The following is a 19,901-nucleotide window of genomic DNA, read 5'->3' on the forward strand; positions in this document are numbered from 1 at the left end:
TTCTGGAAGCCGGAGAAGGAGCGTCCGCCCGCGTAGAAGTCGGCCGCCCCGGAGGTGTTGCGGCTGGCCCGGACCGTGATCGCGACCGTCAGGCTGACGACGGCGAGGAACAGGACGGTGGTGAGCACCTGGTGGTCCATGTCAGTGCCCCCCCGCCTGACCGCCGCGCGCGGTGAACTGCGCGTCGAGCTCGCGCGCCAACGGATCGAGCCGGGCGGTGGAGTAGCGGCTGTAGAGCCAGGCGATGACGAACGTCGTCACGAACTGGAGCAGGCCGAAGAGGAGCGCCACGTTGATGTTCCCGAGCACCCGGTGGGTCATGAAGGTGCCGCCCCAGTTGGAGAGGACGACGTAGAGCAGGTACCAGGACAGGAAGCCGACGGTGGCCGGGAGGACGAAGCTGCGGTAGCGCCGCTTCAGCTCGGCGAACTCGGGACTGTCGTGCAGGTCGTCGTAGACGTCGCGGCCGGTGTCGGCCGCTCGGGTTCCGGTGGGTGGGGTCACGGGGGTCCTCCTTGCAGGATGTGAGCCCCGTCACCGTAGGAGTGACCCAGGTCACTGCGGCAGCACCTGGGAACCCCCCTTCGGCCAGCGTGGGCGGCCCGTCGCCGAACGGTCGTCGGCGTGCGACGAACGGTCGGACGGCGACCCGCACCCGAGGGCGTGCAGGTGCCCGGCCCTTCGAGGCTCGCTTCGCTCGCACCTCAGGGACCGGGAGGGCTCGCTTCGCTCGCACCTCAGGGACCGGGAGCTGCCGGTGGTCGAGGTGCGAGCGCCAGCGAGCCGCGAGACCCCCGCACCCGAGAGCGGACGGCGACGCGTCGCGGCCCGAGCCTCACCCCCGGTCGAGCTCGACGGCCTCCGGGGCGTGGAGTCGCACGAGGAACCGCGTGGTGTGGCGCGGCACGCGCCGCGGAGTCGCCCGGCTGATGCCCACCATCGTGGCCATCGCGAGCGGCACCGACCACGCGGCGGGCTGTTCGAGCAGCAGCCGCGCCCAGCCGCCCCAGGCGTCGTCGAGCCGGTCGCCGAGGTCGGTGGCGAGGGTGAGTCCCGCGGCGCCGGCCGAGCCGAGCCCGCCGACGACGAGCCCGGCCAGCGCGCCGACGTCCGTCAGCCGCGGCCACCAGATGCCGAGCAGCAGCAGCGGGCAGAACGTCGAGGCCGCCACCGCGAAGGCGAGGCCGACGGTGCGGGCCACGCCGACGTCGGCACCGGCCAACGCCGTCAGGCACGGGACGCCGACCGCGACGATCGCCGACAGCCGGAACGCCAGGACGCCGTCCAGGCGCCCTCGTTCGCGGTCGCGACCGACGAGGTCCTGGCTGAGCACGCCGGCCACCGCGACCGAGAGCCCGGAGGAGGTGGAGAGGAAGGCGGCGAACGCGCCGGCGACCACGAGCCCGGTGAGCAGGTCGGCGCCGAGGCCGTCGAGCATGAGGTGGGGGAGTTGCAGCACCAGGCCGTCGCTGCCGCCGGCGGCGAGGTCGGGGGCGTAGATGCGTCCGAGCGCGCCGTAGACCGGCGGCACGAGGTAGAACGCCGAGAGCAGACCGAGCACGGCGAGCGTCGTGCGCCGGGCGGCGCGGCCGTCGGGGTTGGTGTAGAAGCGCACGACCACGTGCGGCAGCCCCATCGTGCCGAGGAAGGTCGCCACGATCACCGAGTAGGTGACGTAGAGCCCCTGCCCGCCGCCCTCGGCCACGGGCCGCGACCACGACACGAGATCGGGGAAGGGGCCGCTGGTCTCCTGGGCGCCGGGGCGTCCGTCGCCCAGCCACACCAGGGCGAGGACGACGGCCGGCAGCAGCAGCGCGGTGAGCTTGAGCCAGTACTGGAAGGCCTGCACGAAGGTCACGCTGCGCATGCCGCCGGAGGTCACGTTGGCCAGCACGACGCCGCCGACGACGAGCGGCCCGACCCAGTACGGCGCCCCGACGGCGGCGCCGAGGGTGAGCCCCGCGCCCTGGAACTGCGGCAGCAGGTAGAGCCAGCCGATGACGACGACCAGCAGCGAGCACGCCGTCCGCACCGATCGCGAGCCGAGCCGGGCCTCGGCGAAGTCGGGCAGCGTGTAGGCGCCCGAGCGGCGCAGGGGCGCCGCGACCAACGCCAGGACGACGAGGAAGCCCGCCGTCCACCCGACGGGGTACCAGAGCATGTCGGCGCCGGAGACGAGCAGCAGCCCGGCGACGCCGAGGAAGGACGCCGCCGAGAGGTACTCCCCGCCGATCGCGGAGGCGTTGAGCCGCGGGTCGACGGTGCGGGAGGCGACGAAGAAGTCGCTGGTGGTGCGCGAGAGCCGCAGCCCCCATGTGCCGATGGCCAGGGTGGCGGCGGTGACGAGCACGATCGCCACCACGCCCGGCACGGGGCTTGCCGTCACCTCCCGACCTCGTCCATGAGTTCGGTGAAGGCGTCCTCGGTGCGTTCGGCGCGGCGCAGGTGCCGCCACCCGACGAGCAGGAGGTAGGGGTAGGCCAGGACGCCGAGCAGCCACCACGCCACCGGGACGCCGAGCACCACGTGGTCGGCGAGCGCGGGCCAGGCGAAGAACACCAGCGGCAGCAGGCCGAGGCCGCCGACGATCCACGCCAGCGTGCGCACGGCGATGGCGAGCTGGTCGCGCAGCAGCGATCCGAGGTAGAGCTCGCCCAGCGGCGTCTCCTGGTCGACCTCGCGGGCCCGGGCCAGCGGCGGACGACGGCGCGGCGGCCCGGTCACCCGGACCCGCTGGGGCGGCGTGCCGGCGCCGCTCACGTGCGCACCTTGAGCAGCAGGTCGCGCAGCTCGCGGGCGTGGCGCCGGCTGACGGCGAGCTCGACACCGGAGCCGGGCCCGCGCACCAGCACGCTGCACCGCCCGGCGTCGGTGCGCAGCTCCTCGACGTGGCCGAGCGAGACCAGGGTCGAGCGGTGGATGCGCACGAACCCGGCGGCCGCCCAGTCCTCGGCGAGCTGGGCGAGCGGGATGCGCACCAGGTAGGAGTCGCCGCCCACGTGCAGGCGCGCGTAGTCGCCCTGGGCCTCGACGTGGCTGATCGCCGAGCGGTCGACGAAGCGCATCACCCCGCCGCGTTCGACCGCGATCTGCGTGTCGCCGGCCAGTTCCGTGGCGGTGGCGGCCTCGGCAGGACGGCGGTCGGCGCCGCCCGCGGCGAGCGCACGGCGTACGGCTTGGGCCAGGCGCTCCTCGCGCACCGGCTTGAGCACGTAGTCGACGGCCTCGAGCTCGAAGGCCTCCACGGCATGCTGCTCGTGGGCGGTCACGAAGACGATCGGCGGCGGCTCCTTGAACCGTCCGAGCACGGCGGCGAGCTCCATGCCGTCCAGGCCGGGCATGGAGATGTCGAGGAACACCGCCGCGAACCGGCGGTCGTGCAGCAGGCGCAGCGCCTCGGTGGCCGAGTCGGCCGCGGTGGCCGAGGTGATGAGCTCGTCGCGCTCGAGCAGCCACACCATCTCGTCGCGGGCCGGTGCCTCGTCGTCGACGACGAGCACGTGGTGGCCCTCGGGCATCTGATCGGTCATGACACCCGCACCCCCGGAGCGAACTTCGGCACCCGCACGATCACCTTCGTGCCCGCGCCCGGTGCCGTCTCGACGACGAGCCCGTAGTCGTCGCCGTAGACCGCGCGCAGCCGGCCGTCGACGTTGGCCAGTCCGACGGATCGATGCGGCTCGGCGCCCTCGGCGTCCGTCGGATCGCCGGTCTCCCCGGCCAGCGCGCGGCGCACCCGGGCGGGGTCCTCGCCCGCGCCGTCGTCCTCGACCTCGATGAGGCAGTCGCGGCCCTGGTCGAGGGCGACGATGCGCACGTGGCCGCCGTCCTCGGCGGACTCCAGGCCGTGCCGGACGGCGTTCTCGACCAGCGGTTGCAGGCACAGGAACGGGACGGCGACCGGCAGCACCTCGGGCGCGACGTTGAGGGTGACGCGCAGCCGGTCGCCGAAGCGGGCCTGCTCGAGCAGCAGGTAGCGCTCCACCGAGCGCAGCTCCTCGGCCAGCGTCGTGAACTCGCCGTGCCGGCGGAAGGAGTAGCGGGTGAAGTCGGCGAACTCCAGCAGCAGCTCGCGCGCCCGGTCGGGGTCGGTGCGCACGAAGCTGGCGATCGCGCCGAGGGAGTTGTAGATGAAGTGCGGACTGATCTGCGCGCGCAACGCCCGCACCTCGGCCTCCATCAGGCGTGTGCGGCTGGCGTCGAGCTCGGCGAGGTCGAGCTGGCCCGACACCCAGCGCGCGACCTCCTCGGCGGCGCGCGCCTGCCCGGCGGTCGGGGAGGGCGCGAAGAGCTGGAGGGTGCCGACGATGCGCTCCTCGACCGTCAGCGGGACGGCGATCGCCGTGCGGACCGGGCAGCCCGCGACGTCGCAGTGCAGCAGGTCGCGGTCGGCGATGCGGGTGGTGCCGCGCTCGACGGTCTCCCGGGCCAGCCGTGCCGCCTGGTCGGCGTGATGGTGCCCGGCGCCGTCCCAGGCCAGCACCTCGGCGGTGTCGGTGAGCGCGAGTGCGGGGCCGGCGAGCAGCGCCCGCAGATGCCGGACGGCGCGCTCGGCGCTCTCGTGGCTGAGCCCGGCCCGCAGAGCCGGACTGGCGAGCGAGGCGGTGTGCAGCGTGCGGAAGGTGGCGCGGTCGGCCTCCGAGCCGAGCCGTGTGCGCCGCCATCCCATGACGCCCATCACACCAGAGACCGGGCGGTCGCCGCGGGAGATGCGGTCAGCGGAAGTCGATGAGCAGCATGCCGGTGTCGTCGTCGAGGGCGCGCGGAGCCTTGAAGAGCTCGTCGGCGATCGGCGGGTGCGAGCCGGTGTCGACGATCGGGTTCGCGCCGGCGTCGGGTGCGTGGTCGCCGACGGCGAGGGTCTCGGCCGGCTGGTCGACGACCTCGGCGCGGAAGCAGCGGGCGATGTAGGGCAGTTCCATGCCGTACATGCCGCGGCCGTAGTCGTCGTAGAACGCGACGACCTGCGCGAGCAGCGCGGCCCGGGTGTCGGGGTCGGCCAGGGCGACGTGCGAGCGGGAGACGACGAGGTCCTGCACGCTCTCGCGGTCGATGGTCTGCCAGAACCGGTGGGCGGAGGTCTCGACCTCGCCGTAGCGGCCGTTGGCCGTCAGCGGTGCCGACGGGTCGCGCAGCTGCTCGACCCGACCCAGCAGCCGGCCCAGCCGCTTGACCCACGGGATCCGCTCGTCGCGCTCGTACCAGACGACGGCGAGCCGTCCGCCCGGGCGCAGCACGCGGGCGATCTCCTCCAGCGCCGTCGGGTGGTCGAACCAGTGGAAGCTCTGCCCGCAGACGACGACGTCGACCGAGCGGTCGGCCACCGGCAGCCGCTCGGCGGCCGCGACGGTGGTGCGGACGCCGGGCAGCTCGGTCTCGAGCACCGCCAGCATGGCGGGATCGGGGTCGGTGGCGTGCACCTCGTGGCCCAGCTCGACCAGGCGAGCGGTCAGCTTGCCCGTGCCCGCGCCGAGCTCGAGGACCTGGGCCGGTCGATCGCCCACCAGCCACCGCACGGCGTCCTCGGGGTAGCCCGGGCGGCCGCGGTGGTACACCTCGGCGACCCGGCCGAAGGCGCGGGCGGGCTCGGGGTGGGAGGCGGCCTGAGGATCCATCGGGGTCACGCTAGTGGCTGCGCGGCGCTCAACCCGTGAGCGACGCCGGGACGCGCGGGAGGTGTCGCCGGCGCTCGCGTAGCCTTGCGCCGCGTGAGCGACGATCCGCTGTCCTGGCTGCTCCAGCTCGAGGGCGTGCCGAGCGCCTTCGCTGCCGCCCGCGACGGCATCGACGCCGTCCTGCGCGATCGGGGCCTGCGGCGCACCTCGCCGGAGACGACGGCCGAGTCGCTGCTGCGCGGCGCGCACGCCAGCGCCGTCCTGGAGGGGTCGGGGTCGACGCTGGCGCAGGTGCGCGAGGGTGAGGCGGACGCCGTCGCCGCCGACGCCGTCCGGCTCTCCACCGAACTGCTCGGCCTCGCGCCGCTGCTGGGGCGCGCGCCCCTGCAGGCGTTCGCGCGGCTGCACGCGGTGGCGGCCGCCGGCACCCTGCCCGCCGAGGAGCTCGGGCGTCCGCGCTCGGCCGATGCCGCCACCCGGCTGCGCGACCTCGCCGGTCTGCTGACCCGGCCCACCGCGGTGCCCGCGATGATGGTGGCCGCGGTGGTGCACGCCGAGCTGATGATCGTGGCTCCCTTCCCCTCCCACAACGGCGTCATCGCGCGCGCGGCCGAGCGCCTGGTGCTGGTGCAGCGCGGCGTCGACGAGAAGTCGCTGACCGTGCCCGAGGCCGGGCACCTGGCGCTGCGCGCGCAGTACGAGTCGAACCTGCGCGGCTTCCGCGAGGGCGGCGACGCCGGCGTGCACTCCTGGCTGCTCTACGCGGCCGAGGCGTTCGCGGCGGGCGCCGAGGCCTCGCCGCTGCGACGCGACGCGGTCTGACCTCCGGCGGTGCCGCTCCTGGGGCGGCCCCGGACATGCAGGTGGCGCCCCGATCGGACCGACCCGGGCGCCACCGCTGACACGTGACCGCCGGCTACCAGGCGTGCAACTCTCAACTGCTGCCCCGGGAGTGTCCCGGCTTCGATCAGCGCCCAGACATTGGGTGGAATGCCGCGTGGGTACCCCGGTCGCGTGTACGTCTGTGGAGTTGTGTGACCACCGTTGTACGCCTGTCGGAGGCCGGCGCACAAGGGGTCGTCGGCGTGTCGTCGCCGTCCTGTTCGCGGCGCGTCAGGACGCCGCGGAGCGCCGTCGGGCGTTGGCCCACACGATGCCGCCGACCGCCACGACCCCGCCGACCGCGAGCACCGCGAGGGTGGGGCGGGTGGCCGGCATGATGCGGCCGCGCAGCTCGACCGGCTTGTCGAAGACCAGCACCGGCCAGCCCTTCGCCGCCGCGACCCGACGCAGCTCGCGGTCGGGGTTGACGGCGTGCGGATGGCCGACGGCCTCGAGCAGCGGCACGTCGGTGATGGAGTCGGAGTAGGCGTAGCTGGCGGCGAGGTCGTAGCCGCGTTCGGCCGCCAGGCGCCGGGCCGCGTTGGCCTTCTCCTCGGCGTAGGCGTAGTAGGCGATGCCGCCGGTGTAGCGGCCGTCCTCCTCCTCCAGCCGGGTCGCCACCACCAGGTCGGCGCCGAGCAGGCGGCCGATCGGCTCGACCACCTCGGTGCCCGAGGTGGAGACGATGACGACGTCGCGACCTGCGGCGTGGTGCTCCTCGATGAGGCTCACCGCCTCGTCGTAGACGAGCGGATCGACCACGGTGTGGAGGGTCTCGGCCACGATCTCGCGCACGGTCGCGACGTCCCATCCGGCGACCAACTGCGACATGAAGTGCCGCATCTTCTCCATCTGGTCGTGGTCGGCGCCGCCCACGAGATAGACGAACTGGGCGTACGCCGAGCGCAGCACCGCACGACGCGAGATGAGGCCGCCGGCCTGGAAGGGCTTGCTGAACGCCAGGGCGCTGGACTTCGCGATGATCGTCTTGTCCAGATCGAAGAAGGCCGCGGCGGGCATGCCTCCATCGTAGGGGGACGACGGCGTCCGGGGGTTCGGCCCAGGGGTCGGCAGGGGTCGGCAGGGGTTGGCAGGGGCCGCGAATCGTCCACAGGCGGCCCGGTCGGCGTGGTCGTCCCCAGATCCGCCGGAGCCCCTGCCGCTGCCGGCTCCGCGGGGCGAGCGTGGGGGCATGACCGATCTCCTCCCTGCCAGCGCCCGCACCGCCGCCGACACCGCTGCCGGATCCGCTGCCGGCTCCGCCGCCGGGTCCGCCGCCTCGCTGCTCGTCATCACCCGGGAGCCCGCCCTCGTCGAGGAGGTCGCGCGTCGGGCGGCGGCGGCCGACGTCGACCCCGTCGTCACCGGCGACCTCGCGGTCGCGATGCGGTTGTGGAACGGCGCCGGGGCCGTCGTGGTCGGCGCCGATCTCGCCGCCGAACTGGTGCCGCTCGGGCTGCGGCGGCGCGCCGGTGTCCACCTGCTCGCCTGGGGCGGCGTCGCCGACCACCTCTTCCGCACCGCGGTCGCCCTCGGTGCCGAGGACGTCTCCGACCTCCCGCGCGCCGGCGGCTGGCTGGCCGACCTGCTCGCCGACCTGCACGATCTCGACGACCCCGAGGGCGGCCGCCGCGAGCTGGCCCGCACGATCGGCGTCGTCGGCGGCTCCGGTGGTGCCGGGGCGACGGTCTTCGCGTGCGCCCTGGCCCAACGCGCCGCCCGCAGCGGGCCGGCGCTCGTCGTCGACGCCGATCCGCTCGGCCCCGGCCTCGACCGCATCCTCGGCCTCGAGCGCCGCGAGGGGGTGCGCTGGCCCGAGATCGGACGCACCAGCGGCCGGCTCTCCGCGCGGGCGCTGCGCGACGCCGTCCCGCGGCGGGCCGACCTCGGCGTCCTCACGTGGTCGGCGGGTGCCGCCGAACCGCTCCAGGCCTTCGCCGTCCGGGAGGTGCTGGCGGCCGCCGTGCGCGGCCATCGCACCGTCGTCCTCGACCTGCCGCGCGCCGGCGGCCCCGTCGTCGACGAGGCGATCGCACGCTGCGACTGCGTCGTCCTGGTCGTCGTGCCGTCCGTGGCGGGGCTGGCCTCGGCCGCCCGATGGGCGGCGGGCCGCGACGACCGCGACCGGCTGCGGGTCGTCGTCCGCGGGGGCGGCGTGCCCGCCTCCGACGTCTCCCGCGCGCTGCGGTTGCCGGTGCTGGCCACGATGGCCGACCAACGCGGGCTCGCCGAGACCGTCGATCTCGGGGCCGGGCCGGTGCGCTCCTGGCGTGGACCCCTGGGGCGCGCTGCCCGCGAGGTGCTCGCCCGTGTGACGGTGCTGGGAGACCGGGCGTGAGCACCGAGACCCTCGAGCCCGGTTCGCTCGAGGCCGGGATCCTCGACGCCGTCCGTCTCGCGCTCTCGCGTTCTGGTGCGCCGCTCAGCCCGCAGGCGGTCGCCGAGGCGCTGCGTGCGACCGGTCGTCCGGTGGGGGATGCCACGGTGCTCGCCGTCCACGAGCGGCTGGTGCGCGACGCCGTCGGGGCCGGCCCCCTCGAACCGCTGCTGCGCCTGCCCGGCGTCACCGACGTGCTCGTCAACGGTGCCGGCGCGGTGCACATCGACCGGGGTGCGGGACTCGAACGCGTCGCGCTCGACCTCGGCGGCGAGCCCGAGGTGCGGCGCTTGGCGCAGCGGCTCGCGGCCGCCGGCGGTCGTCGTCTCGACGACGCCGTCCCGCACGTCGACGTCCGGCTGGCCGACGGCACCCGGCTGCACGCCGTCCTGGCTCCCGTGGCCCGGCCGGGCACCCTCATCTCGCTGCGCGTGCCGAGTGCGCGGCCGCTGGCCCTCGACGACCTCGTCGCCGCCGGCACGCTGACACCGGGGTTGGCCCGCGTCGTCCGCGCGCTGATCCGCGCACGCGTGGCGTTCCTGGTGACCGGTGGCACCGGCACGGGCAAGACCACCCTGCTCGGCTCCCTGCTCGGTCTCGTGCCACCCGCCGAGCGCATCGTCGTCGTCGAGGACGCCGCCGAGCTGCGGCCCGACCACCCCCATGTCGTCGGCCTGGAGGGTCGGGTCGCCAACGTCGAGGGTGCCGGTGCCCTCGATCTGCGGCTGCTCGTGCGTCAGGCGCTGCGCATGCGCCCCGATCGGCTCGTCGTCGGCGAGGTGCGAGGCGCGGAGGTGGTCGACCTGCTCGCCGCCCTCAACACCGGACACGACGGCGGATGCGGCACCGTCCACGCCAACTCGGCCGCCGACGTCCCGGCCCGGCTGGAGGCCCTCGCCCTCGCCGCCGGCCTCGACCGGGCCGCGGTCCACAGCCAACTCGCCTCCGGTGTCGGAGCCATCCTCCACCTCGCGCGCGACGCACGGGGCCATCGGCGCCTCGCCGAGATCGCCCTGCCCCACCGCGGTCGCGACGGATGGGTCGAGATGCGCACCGCCCTGCGGCACCGCCGGGTCGACGGTCGCGGTCGTATCGATCCCGGACCGGCCGCCGACGAGCTCGCCGCCCTCGTCGGCGCCACCGCGGAGGCCGACGACGCTGCGGGGGCGCCGTGAGCGCGCTCGCGTGGGGCGCGGCTCTCGGCGGCGCCGCGACGGCGTGGTTCCTGTTCCCCTCGCCGGGCGGATCCGCGGAGCTGTCCGTGGAGCGGGGCGGACGTCGTCGACCGGGTGCGCTCGGCTCGGGGTCCGCGTCGAGCGTCGTCGCCGCGATGGGCGTGGCGGTCGTCCTGGTCGGGCTCGTCGGCGCCCGGATGCCGCGCGCCGTCCCCCTCGCGGCCATCGTGGCCGGCTCGGCCCTCGGCGTCGCCCACCTGGTCCGGCGCCGGCGGGCCAGGGTCGCCGCGGCGCGCGCCGCCGAGCATGTGCTGGCCGCGTGCGAGCAGATCGGTGCCGACCTGGCGGCGGGGCAGAGTCCCGCCGCGGCGCTGCGATCCGCCGCCGCCACCTGGCCCGAGCTCGCGGAGGCCGCGGGCACCGTCGATCTGGGCGGCGACCCCGTCCGTGCGCTGCGCACAGCGGCCGAGGTGCCGGGGCAGGAGGGTCTCCGCGCCGTCGCGGCCGGGTTCGCGCTGGCCGAGCAGGTCGGCGCACCGCTCGTGCCGGTGCTCGACCGCATCGTCCACGGGCTGCGCGCCGCCCGCGAGACCGCGCAGCTGGTCGAGGGGGAGCTGGCCTCCGCCCGCGCCACCGCTCGCCTGGTCGCCGCACTGCCCTTCGGTCTGCTCCTGCTCGGTCGCGGTACCGGCGGCGACCCGCTGGCCTTCCTGCTCACGACACCGCCGGGTCTCGCGTGTCTGGCCGGCGGCCTGATCCTCGCGGGGGTCGGCGTCGGGTGGATCGACGCCCTGGCCGACCGCGCGAGTCGGAGCGCCCGATGATCACCGCGCCCCTGCTCGCCGTGCTCGGTGCCGCCGGCGCGACCGGCCTCCTGCTCGGCCCGCCACGGCGTCCTGTCGCGGCCGGTGCCGCGTCCCCGGAGCCCGGGGACGACCATCCTGACGCCTCCCCAGCTCTCCCGCCCGTCCCGGGTCTCGCCGGTGGCGCATGCGGCGCCGTGCTGGTCTGGCTGGTCGTGGGCGGACCGCTCGGTGCCGCGCTCGGCGTCGCCGTCGGCGCCGTGCTCCTCCGGCGTGCCGCCCGGCCCCGAACCACCCCGGTCCCCGCCGGACAGCTGGCGCTGCTGGCGGGCCTGGTCCTCAGCGCCGTCGAGGCGGGCGCCCCGCCGGCCCGTGCGCTCGCCGCGGCCGCGTCGGCGCTCCCCGGCGTCGCCGCGGACGACCTGCGACGGGCCGTCGACCGGTTGGACATCGGCGACGACCCGGCCGCGGTCTGGAGCGATCTCGCGGCCACCCCCGCGCTCGCGCCGCTCGCCCGCGCCTTCGAACGGGCCCACGTGACCGGGGCCTCCGCCTCCGGAGTGCTCACCCGCCTCGCCACCGACCTCGAGCGCGGTCGCCGCACCGAGGCCGAGATCGCCGCCCGCTCGGTCGGGGTGCGCGCCGCCGTCCCGCTCGGCCTCTGCCTGCTGCCCTCGTTCCTGCTGCTCGGCGTCGTGCCCCTGGCCGTCGGGCTGCTCGCCTCGGTGACCGGTTGACGTCGCCGCCCCTCGCTTCCCCGCTCATCCATCCCACCAGCTCCCGACCGGGAGAGAACGGAGGCCCTCATGGCCCCCCGCAGCACCACCGCCCGCACCACCTCGGCCCGCCCGGCCACAGCCGCGAACGCATCCGGCACGAACGCAGCCGGCACGAACGCAGCCGGCACGGTCCCGGCGGACCGGACGACCCCCGCGGAGAAGATCGCGGTTCCCTCGACCGGGTCACCGCAGCCGTCCCGGCGGCGCCGACCGCACCTGACCCTCCTGCGGGGCGGCCTCGACCCGCAGCGCGGCGGAGGCGAGCAGGGCATCACCACTGCCGAGTACGCCGTCGGCACGGCCGCGGGCGCGGGCCTGGCCGGACTGCTCTACACGATGCTCACCGGCGGGCTCGGCGAGAAGCTGATCGGCACCCTGTTCGACCACGCGCTCTCGATGCTCGGCATCGGCTGACCGTGCACCCGACCACCGCCGCCGGAGATCAGCGGGTCGACGCCTCCCGTGACGACCGGGCTGCTCGGGTTGCTCGGGACGATCGCGGTGCCGTGACCGCGGAGACGGCGCTCATGCTCCCGCTGCTCGTCGCGCTGGCCGCCGGGCTGGTCTGGTTGCTCGCCGTCGGTCTCGCGCAGGTGCGGGTGACCGACGCGGCCCGCGAGGCCGCCCGCGCCACCGCCCGCGGCGACACCTGGCCGCAGGCGCAGGAACTCGCGCTGCGGGTGGCGCCTGCGGGTGCGAGCGTGGAGCGCTCGACGGAGTCCGGGGCGGTGGTCGTGCGGGTCGAGGCCGACGCCGGCGGACCGGGCGGCCTCCTCGGCCGTCTGGTCCCCGACGTCCGCGTCGGCGCCACCGCCGTCGCCGCGGCGGAGGAGCCGTGACCCCCCGGTGCGACCGGCGGCGGGAGGAGCGCGGAGCGGCCACCGTGCTCGCCACCGGCCTCGCCGTCGTCCTGCTCCTCCTCGGCTGCGCGTGCACCGAGGCCGTCGGTCTGGTCCGCTCGCATCGGATCGCCCAGTCGGCCGCCGACCTCGCGGCCCTCGCGGCCGCCGCGGCGCGCTCGTGCGCTCCGGCCTCGACGATCGCCGAGCGCAACGGTGCCCGGTTGACCTCGTGCACCTTCGACGGCGCTGGGCTCGCGGCCTCGGTGACCGTGGAGGTCGACGCCGATCACTGGCTGGGGCCGCCGGCGACGCTCACCGGCCGGGCGCGGGCCGGTCCGTCGTCACTCGTGCCCGGTGGGCCCGTCCGACCCGGTGGGCCCGGCCCGATCAGCGGGCTCGGGAGTGTCGGGTGAGGCGGCGGCGAGCACGAGGTCGAGCAGCGCGAGGGCGCCGGCCTTGTCGAGGGGGTTGTTCTGGTTGCCGCACTTGGGCGACTGCACGCAGGAGGGACACCCCTCGGTGCAGCCGCAGGCCTCGATCGCCTCGCGGGTGGCGGTGAGCCAGGCGTGGGCGGCGGTGAAGCCGCGCTCGGCGAACCCCGCCCCGCCCGGGTGACCGTCGTGCACGAAGACCGTCAGGTGTCCGGTGTCGGGGTGCAGCACGGTGGAGACCCCGCCGATGTCCCACCGGTCGCAGGTGGCGATGAGCGGCAGCAGACCGATCGAGCAGTGCTCGGCGGCATGGGCTGCCCCGGCGAGGTCGATCTGGGCCAGGCCCGCCTGCTCGAGGGTCTCCTCGGGCACGGTCCACCACACGGCTGCGGTGCGCAGGGTGCGCACCGGCAGGTCGAGCGGCTCCTCGGCGATCACCTCGGCGCTGCGCTGGTCGCGCACGAGGTAGCTGACCACCTGGGTGGAGACGTCGACCTCGCCGAAGGCGAGCCGCACCGGCCCCCAGTCGCGGGAGCGGTGCTCGGCCACGATGCGGATGTCGGTGACCGAGCGGGCGGAGGTGGAGTGGTCGACCTCGGCGCTGCGCATGACCGCCACGTGCTCGGTCAGGTCGAGCTCCTCGACCACCCACGTCTCGCCGCGGTGCACGTAGACCGCGCCCTCGTGCACCGTCGCGTCGGCACTGCCGCCGTCGACGGTGCCGACGACCCGCCCCGTGCCCGCCTCGAGCAGTTGCACGGTGCTGCCCGAGGCCGAGCGCAGGTCGGCGAGATCGGCCGCGCGACCCGGATGGGTCCAGAACCAGCCGCGCGGCCGCTTGCGTAGCAGACCCAGCTCGACGAGCCGCTCGACGACCTCGCCGGCGGTCGGGCCGAAGAGCGGGAGGTCGGCGCGGGTCAGCGGCGCCTCCTGGGCGGCGGCGCACAGATGCGGCCCGAGCACGTGCGGGTTGGCGGGGTCGAAGACCGTGGCCTCGACCGGTCGGTCGAGCAGGGCCTCGGGGTGCCGTACGAGATAGGTGTCGAGAGGGTCGTCGCGGGCCACCAGCACCGCGGTGGCCGACGCGCCGTCGCGGCCCGCACGCCCGATGCGCTGCCACAGCGCCGCGCGGGTGCCGGGGAAGCCGGCCAGCACGACCGTGTCGAGGCCGTGCACGTCGATGCCCAGCTCGAGCGCGCTCGTGGTGGCGAGGGCCCGCAGACGCCCGCTGCGCAACGCGGCCTCGATCTCGCGCCGCTCCTCGGGCAGGTAGCCGCCACGGTAGGCCGCGATCCGACCGGCGAGCGCCGGGTCGACCTCGGCGAGGATGTCGGCGGTGGTGGCCGCGACCTGCTCGGCCGCGCGGCGCGAGCGCACGAAGGCCAGCGCCCGCGCGCCGTCGAGCACGGCGTCGGTGAGCAGGTCGGCGGCCTCGGCGTTGGCCGAACGGCGCACGGGTGCGCCGTTCTCGCCGTGATGCTCGGTGAAGGGCGGCTCCCACAGGCCGAGGGTCAGCGGACCGCGCGGCGAACCGTCGTCGACCACCGCCCGCGCCGGCATCCCGAGCAGCCGCTCGGCGGTGCGGTCGGGGTCGGCCATCGTGGCCGAGGCGAGCACGAAGACCGGGTCGGCGCCGTACAGCGCGGCCACCCGCCGCAGTCGCCGCAGCACCTGCGCCACGTGGGCGCCGAACACGCCGCGGTAGTGGTGCGCCTCGTCGATCACGACCACGCGCAGGGTGCGCAGGAACCCCGCCCAGCGGTCGTGGCGCGGCAGGATCGAGCGGTGCAGCATGTCGGGGTTGGTGAGCACGTACTCGCCGTGCTCGCGCGCCCAGTCGCGTTGCTCGCGGCTGCTGTCGCCGTCGCAGGTCGTGATGCGGACGTCGAGCCCCAGCGCCTCGAGCGCGCCGGCCTGGTCGTGGGCCAGCGCCTTGGTCGGCGCCAGGTAGAGGACGCCGGCGCCCCGCTGCCCGCGCGGACCGCGGCCCTCGCGGATCGCGGTGAGGGCCGGCAGCTGGTAGCCCAGCGACTTCCCGGACGCCGTGCCGGTGGCCAGGACGACGTGCTCGCCCCGGCGGGCGTGGTCGGCGGCCGCGGCCTGGTGCACCCACAGCTCGGTGATGCCCCGCGCGGCGAAGGCCGCGGTGACGTCGGGCGCGACCCAGGTCGGCCACGGCGCGGTGCGCGCCTCGCGGGCATCGAGCCGTTCGACGTGGGTGAGTCGCTCGGCGCGCCCGGGCCGGGCGGCGAGCCGCTCGAGCAGCTCGCCCGGCGGTGCGGCGGGGCTCCGGGTCGTCACAGGGGGAGTCTGCCAACCACCGCCGACAACCACGGCGCGGAACGGTCGCGGGGCGCCGGGCGGGTGTGTTGCATTTTGCCCGCGGTGCACGCCTGCGTGGTTTCATACACCTGGACCCGTTCGGGGCGTCCGTCGCAAGAGCACGCGTCCCCGGAGCGGTTCCGGACCTGCTGACGGTAATCCGAGGAGTACCCCGTGGACCTCACCCTGACGACGCGCGAGACCGATGGCAGGACCATCGTGTCCGTCGGCGGCGAGATCGACGTCTACACGGCTCCCAAGCTGCGCGACAAGATCACCGAGCTCGTCGGTGCCGGCGTCTACGACCTCATCATCGACATGGAGGCGGTCGAGTTCCTCGACTCCACCGGCCTGGGCGTGCTGGTCGGCGGCCTGAAGAAGGTCCGCGCGAACCAGGGCTCGCTCCAGCTGGTCTGCACCCAGGACCGCCTGCTGAAGATCTTCCGCATCACCGGCCTGGCCAAGGTCTTCGTCATCCACGACTCGGTCGAGGCGGCGCTCGCGGGCTGACCGCGCCCTCATCGATGCCTCCCTCCGGCGCTCCGGGGGAGGTCGCCGACCCCTGCCCACGGGGGTGAGGACGCCGTCGCGCCGCGTCCGCAGCCCGCCGCGCCGTGTGGTCCAGGTCACACTTACGTGCGGTCCTGCCCGTCGGCGTGCGTAGACTCCGGCCATCCGTGAGACCTAGGTCACATCTGGGTCCCCCCTTCGGTTCGCAGGAGGAAACACATGCCGGGGATCGTTCCCGCGGTCGTGGAAGTCTCCGGCGGCAACCTCGTGCTGGTCATCGTGGTCGGTCTCATCGCGCTCGGTGCGCTGGTGATGGCGGCGATGTTCCGTTCCGAGGTCCTGGCCGCCGGTGAGGGCACGCCGAACATGAAGACCATCGCCCAGGCTGTCCAGGAAGGCGCCGACGCCTACCTGCAGCGCCAGTTCCGCACGTTGGCGATCTTCGCCGCCGTGGCCTTCTTCGCCCTGCTAGCCCTCCCCGCCGACGACGCGACCGTCCGGATCTTCCGGTCGGTCTTCTTCCTCGTCGGTGCGGGCTTCTCCGCCGCCGTCGGCTACTTCGGCATGTCGCTGGCGGTCCGCGCGAACCTCCGGGTCGCGGCCGCCGCCAACACCGAGGGCCGCGAACCGGCCATGCGCATCGGTCTGCGCACCGGCGCGACCGTCGGCATGCTCACCGTCGGTCTGGGCCTGCTCGGCGCGAGCCTGGTGGTGATCCTCTTCCAGGACAAGGCGCCCAAGGTGCTCGAGGGCTTCGGCTTCGGCGCCGCCCTGCTGGCCATGTTCATGCGGGTCGGCGGCGGCATCTTCACCAAGGCCGCCGACGTCGGCGCCGACCTGGTCGGCAAGGTCGAGCAGAACATCCCCGAGGACGACCCCCGCAACGCCGCCACGATCGCCGACAACGTCGGCGACAACGTGGGCGACTGCGCCGGCATGGCCGCCGACCTCTTCGAGTCCTACGCCGTCACCCTGGTGGCCGCGCTGATCCTCGGCTCGCAGGCCTTCGGCGACAAGGGCCTGGTCTACCCGCTCCTCATCCCGGCCATCGGCGCGCTCACCGCGGTCGCGGGCGTCTACTTCACCACCCCGAAGGCCGGCGAGAACGGCCTGGTGACCATCAACCGGGCGTTCTACCTCTCGGCCGGCATCGCGGCGATCGCCAGCGTGGCGCTCTCCTTCGTCTACCTGCCGACGAGCTTCAACGACTTCACGGGCCTGTCCAGCTCGGCCCTGGACGCCATCTCCACCAGCACGCCGGACGGCAATCCCGCCCTCATCGCCTCCATCGCGGTGGTCATCGGCATCGTGCTCGCGGCCGCGATCCTGGCGCTGACCGGCTACTACACCGGCACGGAGTACCGCCCGGTCAAGGACGTCGGCCAGACCAGCCTCACCGGACCGGCCACCGTGATCCTCTCCGGCCTCTCCGTCGGCCTGGAGTCGGCGGTCTACACCGCGATCGTTCTCGGTGGCGCCGTGTTCGGCGCCTTCCTGCTCGGCACCGGCTCGCTGTCGATCTCGCTGTTCGCGGTGGCGCTCGCCGGCTGCGGTCTGCTCACCACCGTCGGGTCGATCGTCGCGATGGACACCTTCGGTCCGGTCTCCGACAACGCCCAAGGCGTGGCGGAGATGTCGGGCGACGTCAGCGGCGAGGGCGCGCAGATCCTCACCGAGCTCGACGCCGTCGGCAACACCACCAAGGCGATCACCAAGGGCATCGCGATCGCCACCGCCGTCCTCGCCGCGACCGCGCTCTTCGGCTCCTACGCCACCTCGGTCCTCGAGGAGCTCGGGCCCGACGATTCCGGTGAACTGCTGCACGCCTTCGTCTTCGACCCCTCGGTGCTCGTGGGCATCCTGCTGGGCTCCGCGGTGGTGTTCCTGTTCTCGGGCCTGGCGATCAACGCGGTCGGACGCGCGGCCGGCGCCGTCGTCATGGAGGTGCGCCGCCAGTTCCGGGAGATCCCCGGGATCATGGAGGGCACCGGGCGTCCCGAGTACGGCAAGGTCGTCGACATCGTCACCCGCGACTCGCTGCGTGAGCTGATCACCCCCGGCGTGCTGGCGGTCTTCGCGCCCATCGCGGTCGGCTTCGGTCTCGGCTTCACCGCCCTGGCCGGGTTCCTGGCCGGCGCGATCGGCACCGGCACCCTGATGGCCGTCTTCCTGGCCAACGCCGGTGGCGCGTGGGACAACGCCAAGAAGCTCGTCGAGGACGGTCTGCACGGCGGCAAGGGGTCCGACGCCCACGCGGCCACCGTCATCGGCGACACCGTCGGCGACCCGTTCAAGGACACCGCCGGTCCGGCGATCAACCCGCTCATCAAGGTCATGAACCTGGTCTCGCTGCTGATCGCGAGCGCCGTGGTCTCGATGAGCGTCGGGGAGGACCAGAACGACGCCCTGCGCATCGTCATCTCCCTGGTCGCCGTGGCGATCATCGCCGCGGTGGTGGTGATGTCCAAGCGCCGCGCGGTCGCCATCGAGGCCTGACCTCCGGCGCCGTCCGGTCAGGTCCGGACCCCGGACACGCAGAGAGGCCCCGACCGATCCGGTCGGGGCCTCTCGCTCCGTGGCGGGGTCCGGGTGGTGCGGGTCAGCGACCCTTGACGACCGTCAGCTTGAGGACCTTCGAGCGCGAGCTCTGGGTCACCTGCGAGCCGGCGAAGACGACGCGGATGCGGTGCACGCCGGCCTTGAGCTTCGGCAGCGTGAGGGTCTTCGAGCCGCTGACGGTGTAGCGCTTCAGCAGCTTCTTGCCGTCGTAGACCGCGACCTTGCCGGCCGGCTTGACGCCGGTGCTGCCGGTGCCGAGTCGGACGACGAGCGCGGCCCGCTTCGAGGCCGGGATCTTGGCCTTCTTCAGCTTCGCCGAGGTCGTCGAGCCGACCTTGCCGACCGGCACGTTCGAGGTGGTGAACGTGGCGGTGTGGTAGCCGGTGCGGACAGCGGTGACGGTCACGGCGAGGGTGTGGCCGAGGTCGGCGCTGGTGATGGAGTAGGTCGCGGCGGTGGCGCCGGCGACGTCCTGGCCGTCACGCTTCCACTGGAAGCTGTAGGTCGGCGTGGTGCCGCTGCCCCACGAGCCGGGGTTCGCGGTGAGCACCTGGCCGGCGGCGTAGCGGCCGGTCACGGTCGGCTGCGAGCTGTAGCTCGGGGCGTCACCGAGCTGCACGGTCTGGCTGTTGCTGCTGACGGTGGCGTTGGTGTAGCCGGTCTTGGTGCCGGTGACCTTGGCGCTGATGGCGTGGCCGAGGTCGTTCGCGGTCAGGGTGTAGGTGCGGGCGGTGGCACCGGCGATGGCCGTGCTGTCGCGCATCCACTGGTAGGTGTTGGTGACGCCGCTCTGGCTCCACGTGGGGTCGGTGACCTGGAGGTTGCGGCCGACCTTGGCGTCGCCGTTGACGGTGGGTGCCTGCGAGGCGCTCATCGGCTCGGAGCTGGTGAGCGGGATCGAGAGGCGACCGGTGACGGTGCTGACGACGGGAAGGCCGAGCAGGGTGCCGGTGATGGTCGCCCAGATCTCCTTGCCGGCGTCGCCGAGCACGGGGATGTAGGTGCTGCCGGTGGCGCCGTCGATCGGGGTGCCGTCGGCGACCCACTGGTAGGCCATGGAGACGCCCGGCAGGCTCCACACCGGGTCGAGGATGCTCAGCAGCGAGCCGACCTCGCCGAGGCCGTCGAGGCTCGGCAACTGGAGCACGCTGAGGATGTCGGTGATGCCGCCACCACCGCCGCCGCCGCCGAGCAGCGGGATCGGCAGCGCGTTGCTGATGGCCTGCACGGGCAGGAGACCGAGCAGCGAGCCGGTGACGACGGCCTGCAGGGTGCTGCCGGCGTCGTCCAGGCTCGGGGTGTAGTTCCAGCTGGTGGCGCCGGGGATGGCCACGCCGTTGCGCAGCCACTGCACGTTGTTGGTGACGCCGAGGAGGTTCCAGACCGGGGCGGCGAGGTTGAGCACGTTGCCGACGCCGGCAGTGCCGGAGAGCACCGGCAGCTGGGTCGGGATCAGCAGGAGCGCGTCGAGCAGCCCCTCGTCGACGGTGCTCACGTGGGACCGCGGCGCGTGGTCGGCCGCCTGGGCGGCCGGTGCGGCGGCGACGCCCGCGCCGACGACGGCGACGGCGACCGCGGCACCGAGTGCGCGCTGGTACTTCTTCAT

General features: G+C 74.6%; 19 protein-coding genes. 10 read left to right on the forward strand and 9 right to left on the reverse strand.

Annotated elements, in window-relative coordinates:
- Nucleotides 1–141: 141 nt before the first annotated feature.
- From ABD671_RS14090 to ABD671_RS14115, 6 genes are all read right to left on the reverse strand, one after another.
- A complete protein-coding gene (locus ABD671_RS14090; protein ID WP_344734052.1) occupies nucleotides 142–504 on the reverse strand; it encodes a DUF485 domain-containing protein in 363 nt (120 codons plus the stop codon).
- Between the two features lie 331 nt (nucleotides 505–835).
- Entirely contained in the window at nucleotides 836–2,386 is a 1,551-nt protein-coding gene (locus ABD671_RS14095) for a sodium/solute symporter (protein ID WP_344734053.1), read from the reverse strand.
- Nucleotides 2,383–2,760, reverse strand: coding sequence for a hypothetical protein (locus ABD671_RS14100; RefSeq protein WP_344734054.1), 378 nt, complete (start codon nucleotides 2,758–2,760; stop codon nucleotides 2,383–2,385). The genes ABD671_RS14095 and ABD671_RS14100 overlap by 4 nt, the downstream gene beginning before the upstream one ends.
- Nucleotides 2,757–3,530: a LytR/AlgR family response regulator transcription factor gene (locus ABD671_RS14105; protein ID WP_344734055.1), complete on the reverse strand. Its 774-nt coding sequence runs from the start codon at nucleotides 3,528–3,530 to the stop codon at nucleotides 2,757–2,759. The genes ABD671_RS14100 and ABD671_RS14105 overlap by 4 nt, the downstream gene beginning before the upstream one ends.
- Nucleotides 3,527–4,669, reverse strand: coding sequence for a sensor histidine kinase (locus tag ABD671_RS14110; RefSeq protein ID WP_344734056.1), 1,143 nt, complete (start codon nucleotides 4,667–4,669; stop codon nucleotides 3,527–3,529). Before ABD671_RS14110 ends, ABD671_RS14105 begins: the two co-directional genes overlap by 4 nt.
- Before the next feature lie 46 nt (nucleotides 4,670–4,715).
- Entirely contained in the window at nucleotides 4,716–5,615 is a 900-nt protein-coding gene (locus ABD671_RS14115) for a class I SAM-dependent methyltransferase (RefSeq protein ID WP_344734057.1), read from the reverse strand.
- A gap of 93 nt (nucleotides 5,616–5,708) precedes the next feature.
- Here ABD671_RS14115 and ABD671_RS14120 point away from each other — a divergent pair, with 93 nt between their 5' ends.
- Entirely contained in the window at nucleotides 5,709–6,437 is a 729-nt protein-coding gene (locus ABD671_RS14120) for a Fic family protein (protein WP_344734058.1), read from the forward strand.
- Between the two features lie 291 nt (nucleotides 6,438–6,728).
- On the opposite strand, the gene ABD671_RS14125 is transcribed toward ABD671_RS14120, so the two are convergent.
- Nucleotides 6,729–7,517 carry an HAD family hydrolase gene (locus ABD671_RS14125; protein ID WP_344734059.1) on the reverse strand — a complete coding sequence of 263 codons (789 nt, stop codon included), beginning with the start codon at nucleotides 7,515–7,517 and terminating at the stop codon, nucleotides 6,729–6,731.
- 172 nt (nucleotides 7,518–7,689) lie between these two features.
- Here ABD671_RS14125 and ssd point away from each other — a divergent pair, with 172 nt between their 5' ends.
- From ssd to ABD671_RS14160, 7 genes are all read left to right on the forward strand, one after another.
- Entirely contained in the window at nucleotides 7,690–8,835 is a 1,146-nt protein-coding gene (gene ssd, locus ABD671_RS14130; RefSeq protein WP_344734060.1) for a septum site-determining protein Ssd, read from the forward strand.
- Entirely contained in the window at nucleotides 8,832–10,049 is a 1,218-nt protein-coding gene (locus ABD671_RS14135) for a TadA family conjugal transfer-associated ATPase (protein ID WP_344734061.1), read from the forward strand. Before ssd ends, ABD671_RS14135 begins: the two co-directional genes overlap by 4 nt.
- Nucleotides 10,046–10,873: a type II secretion system F family protein gene (locus ABD671_RS14140; protein ID WP_344734062.1), complete on the forward strand. Its 828-nt coding sequence runs from the start codon at nucleotides 10,046–10,048 to the stop codon at nucleotides 10,871–10,873. Before ABD671_RS14135 ends, ABD671_RS14140 begins: the two co-directional genes overlap by 4 nt.
- Nucleotides 10,870–11,589 carry a type II secretion system F family protein gene (locus ABD671_RS14145; RefSeq protein WP_344734063.1) on the forward strand — a complete coding sequence of 240 codons (720 nt, stop codon included), beginning with the start codon at nucleotides 10,870–10,872 and terminating at the stop codon, nucleotides 11,587–11,589. Before ABD671_RS14140 ends, ABD671_RS14145 begins: the two co-directional genes overlap by 4 nt.
- A 69-nt stretch (nucleotides 11,590–11,658) precedes the next feature.
- Nucleotides 11,659–12,045, forward strand: a complete 387-nt coding sequence (locus tag ABD671_RS14150; protein ID WP_344734064.1) for a DUF4244 domain-containing protein — start codon at nucleotides 11,659–11,661, stop codon at nucleotides 12,043–12,045.
- A 92-nt stretch (nucleotides 12,046–12,137) separates the two neighbouring features.
- Nucleotides 12,138–12,470 carry a TadE family type IV pilus minor pilin gene (locus tag ABD671_RS14155; protein WP_344734065.1) on the forward strand — a complete coding sequence of 111 codons (333 nt, stop codon included), beginning with the start codon at nucleotides 12,138–12,140 and terminating at the stop codon, nucleotides 12,468–12,470.
- Complete coding sequence (locus ABD671_RS14160) at nucleotides 12,467–12,886, forward strand: Rv3654c family TadE-like protein (RefSeq protein ID WP_344734066.1); 420 nt, start codon at nucleotides 12,467–12,469, stop codon at nucleotides 12,884–12,886. The genes ABD671_RS14155 and ABD671_RS14160 overlap by 4 nt, the downstream gene beginning before the upstream one ends.
- On the opposite strand, the gene ABD671_RS14165 is transcribed toward ABD671_RS14160, so the two are convergent.
- Nucleotides 12,815–15,205 (reverse strand): DEAD/DEAH box helicase, encoded by a 2,391-nt coding sequence (locus ABD671_RS14165; protein WP_344734067.1) that lies wholly within the window; start codon nucleotides 15,203–15,205, stop codon nucleotides 12,815–12,817. The genes ABD671_RS14160 and ABD671_RS14165 overlap by 72 nt on opposite strands.
- A gap of 195 nt (nucleotides 15,206–15,400) precedes the next feature.
- Here ABD671_RS14165 and ABD671_RS14170 point away from each other — a divergent pair, with 195 nt between their 5' ends.
- A complete protein-coding gene (locus tag ABD671_RS14170; protein WP_344734068.1) occupies nucleotides 15,401–15,736 on the forward strand; it encodes an anti-sigma factor antagonist in 336 nt (111 codons plus the stop codon).
- Nucleotides 15,737–15,955: 219 nt separating this feature from the next.
- Entirely contained in the window at nucleotides 15,956–18,232 is a 2,277-nt protein-coding gene (locus ABD671_RS14175) for a sodium-translocating pyrophosphatase (protein WP_344734069.1), read from the forward strand.
- Between the two features lie 103 nt (nucleotides 18,233–18,335).
- Here ABD671_RS14175 and ABD671_RS14180 read toward each other — a convergent pair whose 3' ends face one another.
- The gene (locus ABD671_RS14180) at nucleotides 18,336–19,901 is read right to left on the reverse strand and encodes an Ig-like domain repeat protein (RefSeq protein ID WP_344734070.1); all 1,566 of its coding nucleotides are present in this window, start codon (nucleotides 19,899–19,901) and stop codon (nucleotides 18,336–18,338) included.

Origin of the sequence: Nocardioides fonticola (genome assembly GCF_039536805.1) — a bacterium.
In the GTDB taxonomy this organism is placed as follows: Bacteria; Actinomycetota; Actinomycetes; order Propionibacteriales; family Nocardioidaceae; genus Nocardioides; species Nocardioides fonticola.

What these genes read in the sequence shown, in the direction of transcription:
- ABD671_RS14105 (WP_344734055.1), bottom strand. Translation starts at nt 3,530, where the DNA reads ATGACCGATCAGATGCCCGAGGGCCACCACGTGCTCGTCGTCGACGAC.
- ABD671_RS14110 (WP_344734056.1), bottom strand. Translation starts at nt 4,669, where the DNA reads ATGGGATGGCGGCGCACACGGCTCGGCTCGGAGGCCGACCGCGCCACC.
- ABD671_RS14115 (WP_344734057.1), bottom strand. Translation starts at nt 5,615, where the DNA reads ATGGATCCTCAGGCCGCCTCCCACCCCGAGCCCGCCCGCGCCTTCGGC.
- ABD671_RS14125 (WP_344734059.1), bottom strand. Translation starts at nt 7,517, where the DNA reads ATGCCCGCCGCGGCCTTCTTCGATCTGGACAAGACGATCATCGCGAAG.
- ssd (WP_344734060.1), top strand. Translation starts at nt 7,690, where the DNA reads ATGACCGATCTCCTCCCTGCCAGCGCCCGCACCGCCGCCGACACCGCT.
- ABD671_RS14145 (WP_344734063.1), top strand. Translation starts at nt 10,870, where the DNA reads ATGATCACCGCGCCCCTGCTCGCCGTGCTCGGTGCCGCCGGCGCGACC.
- ABD671_RS14150 (WP_344734064.1), top strand. Translation starts at nt 11,659, where the DNA reads ATGGCCCCCCGCAGCACCACCGCCCGCACCACCTCGGCCCGCCCGGCC.
- ABD671_RS14175 (WP_344734069.1), top strand. Translation starts at nt 15,956, where the DNA reads ATGCCGGGGATCGTTCCCGCGGTCGTGGAAGTCTCCGGCGGCAACCTC.
- ABD671_RS14180 (WP_344734070.1), bottom strand. Translation starts at nt 19,901, where the DNA reads ATGAAGAAGTACCAGCGCGCACTCGGTGCCGCGGTCGCCGTCGCCGTC.